The 2,649-nt window shown below is 54.0% G+C and carries 4 protein-coding genes; 3 read left to right on the top strand and 1 reads right to left on the bottom strand.

Going from position 1 to position 2,649, the window contains the following annotated elements:
- From ABF287_RS00965 to ABF287_RS00955, 3 genes are all read left to right on the top strand, one after another.
- Positions 1-398, top strand: a 398-nt coding sequence (locus ABF287_RS00965) for a riboflavin kinase (protein ID WP_347183156.1), incomplete at its 5' end; no start/stop codon positions are given.
- Positions 395-847, top strand: coding sequence for a YcgN family cysteine cluster protein (locus tag ABF287_RS00960; RefSeq protein WP_347183155.1), 453 nt, complete (start codon positions 395-397; stop codon positions 845-847). The genes ABF287_RS00965 and ABF287_RS00960, both read left to right, overlap by 4 nt.
- Positions 847-1,884: an aminotransferase class V-fold PLP-dependent enzyme gene (locus ABF287_RS00955; RefSeq protein ID WP_347183154.1), complete on the top strand. Its 1,038-nt coding sequence runs from the start codon at positions 847-849 to the stop codon at positions 1,882-1,884. The genes ABF287_RS00960 and ABF287_RS00955 overlap by 1 nt, the downstream gene beginning before the upstream one ends.
- Here the strand turns inward: ABF287_RS00955 and ABF287_RS00950 are convergent.
- Positions 1,873-2,649: alpha/beta hydrolase (locus ABF287_RS00950; protein WP_347183153.1), on the bottom strand; the 777-nt coding region annotated here is incomplete at its 5' end. The two genes, ABF287_RS00955 and ABF287_RS00950, sit on opposite strands and share 12 nt — an antisense overlap.

The raw sequence follows: 2,649 nt of genomic DNA, 5'->3' as shown, positions 1-2,649 counted from the left end.
CCGAAATGTTGGGCCACTGGCACCGCATTGAAGGGCCCGTGATTGGTGGCGAACAGCGTGGGCGCGAATTGGGCTATCCAACAGCCAATATGTCCGTTGATGGACTACATTTGCCGGCCCTTGGTGTGTACGCCGTAATCTTTGACGTTCTCGATGGTCCACACGCAGGCACATACCACGGCGCGGCCTCTCTTGGGGTGCGCCCGATGTTTGGGGAAAATAAACCCAATATCGAAACCTTCGTGTTCGATTTCTCTGGTGATTTATATGACGCTCAGGCCTCTGTCGCGCTGGTCGCGTACCTGCGCGGAGAAGAGAACTTTGATAGCCTTGAGACCCTGATTACGCAAATGAATGCCGACTGTGCTCAAGCGCGTGAAATTTTGGGGGCCCTATGACCAAATTTGCCGCCAAATTTTGGGAGCGTAAGCCGCTAGCAGAAATGAACCCAGCAGAATGGGAAGCGCTGTGTGACGGCTGTGGCAAATGCTGCCTCAACAAGTTGGAAGACGAAGACAGCGGCGAAGTGGCCCTGACCAACATCGCTTGTCGCCTATTGGATGACGCGACCTGTCGCTGCGTACATTACGAAAACCGCCACCAATTCGTGCCAGATTGCATCGTTTTAAAACCTGAAAATCTGGACACTCACGCTTATTGGATGCCCACAACCTGCGCCTACCGTTTGCTGTGGGAAGGCAAGCCATTGCCAGAATGGCATCCTCTGGTGACGGGAAACCCCAATTCCGTGCATGAGGCGGGCATAAGCATTAAAGGGCAAACCCTATCCGAATTTGATATCCCAGAAGAAGATTGGGAAGATCACATTATCGAGGAACCAAAGTAATGTTTTTTGCATCCGACAACGCAGGCCCTGCCCTACCTGAAGTGATGCAAGCCCTGGCTAACGCCAACTCCGGCTACCAAATGCCCTACGGCAACGATACCATCATGGACGAGGTCCGCAGAACCCTGCGTGATCTATTTGAAGCGCCAGAGGCCACGATATATCTAGTCACGACTGGAACGGCTGCGAACGCACTGGCCTTGGCCAGCTACACAGAGCCGTGGGACACCATCTTTTGCTCACCCGTTGCCCACATCCATGAGGATGAATGCAACGCACCCGAATTTTACGCAAGCGGTGCCAAACTCACCTTGGTGCCTGGCTCCGACCGCATGACGCCCCATGCCCTGCGCGCCACAATCACAAACGAACAAAACCGCGGCGTCCACGGGCCACAACGCGGGCCCGTATCGGTCACACAAGTAACCGAACAAGGCGGCGTTTATAGCGTTGAAGAAATCCAAGCGCTCTGCGCCTTGGCCAAAGAATTCGACCTGCCCGTTCACCTAGACGGCGCACGCTTTGCCAATGCTCTTGTTGCACTCGGCTGTACGCCTGCTGAAATGACGTGGAAAGCCGGCGTTGATATAGTCAGTTTTGGCGGTACTAAAAATGGCTGTTTGGGTGTCGAAGCCGTGATCTTTTTTGAGCCCTCCAAAGCATGGGAATTTGAACTGCGCCGCAAACGCGGTGCGCATCTATTGTCCAAACATCGCTACCTTTCGGCACAAATGTCAGGATACCTCAAAGAGGACGCTTGGCTAAAGGCAGCAACCAAAGCCAACGACAACTGCACCCATCTGCTTAGCGGTCTAAAAGCGAATGGCGCAAATATCCTGCACTCTGTTGATGCAAACATCATCTTCGCCACACTTCCACGCGCAGTGCACCAAAAGCTATTGGGCAGTGGCGCGGTTTACTATGTGATGGGTGGAGATGTAGACGCAGGTGATCCAGACGAGCAATTGATGGCGCGATTTGTGTGTGATTGGTCTCTTAGCACGCAGCAGATCGACCAGTTTATCTCACTCTTCTAAAGCACCTAAAAACGCGCGAATGACGTCCGCCACCTGTTCGGGGTGCGTTAGCGGTGCCATGTGGCCTGCACCTTCAATGCTGGCGCTGGTGGCATAAGGTAAACGTCGCGCGATTGCTTCATTGATAAAGCCTGCGACCTCATTTGACGCACCACCTTTGATCAACAAAGCAGGCATTGTTGCGCGCGCGAACATATCGTTCTTCAGCAATCCCGCGCTGTCCGCTTCCAAGAACGGCGCACTGCCAACAACAAAATCAATACGGTCGGTCATATAGCTGCGGGCACGCAGTGAAAAATCGGCCCATTTGGTACCATCGCCCCAAACACGATTAAAGCAACGTGCAGCCGTTTCGCGGTCACCTGCGGCCCAAGCCGCATTGAATTCCACGTTCACATCAAGAGCCGCAAACATTTCGTCAGGATAGTCCGCAATCGCGGGCGCAAAATAGACAGGTTCAATCATTGTCACGCTGCGCACCAACTCTGGATGCTCCATCGCCAACCGCATGGCAACAGTTGCGCCAAAGGAATGACCGATCAAATCCATCGGTTCTGTAAGCAACGCGAGGCCCATATCGGTGGCTACGTCATGCAAGTCACCCGTGCCATCCCAATCACCAGATCGGCCATGGCTTGGAAGATCATAGGCAACAGCAGCCAATTGATCCGACAACGCCCCCATCAGGCCCGTCAACGAACCCGAGTGCGCAAGCGAACAGTGGATGGCAAGGGCCTGACGCGGCCCCTGCCCAAATATACGTGT

Source organism: Pacificibacter sp. (genome assembly GCF_039769035.1).
Lineage (GTDB): Bacteria > Pseudomonadota > Alphaproteobacteria > Rhodobacterales > Rhodobacteraceae > Celeribacter.
This window is presented reverse-complemented; position numbering and strand designations above follow the sequence as displayed.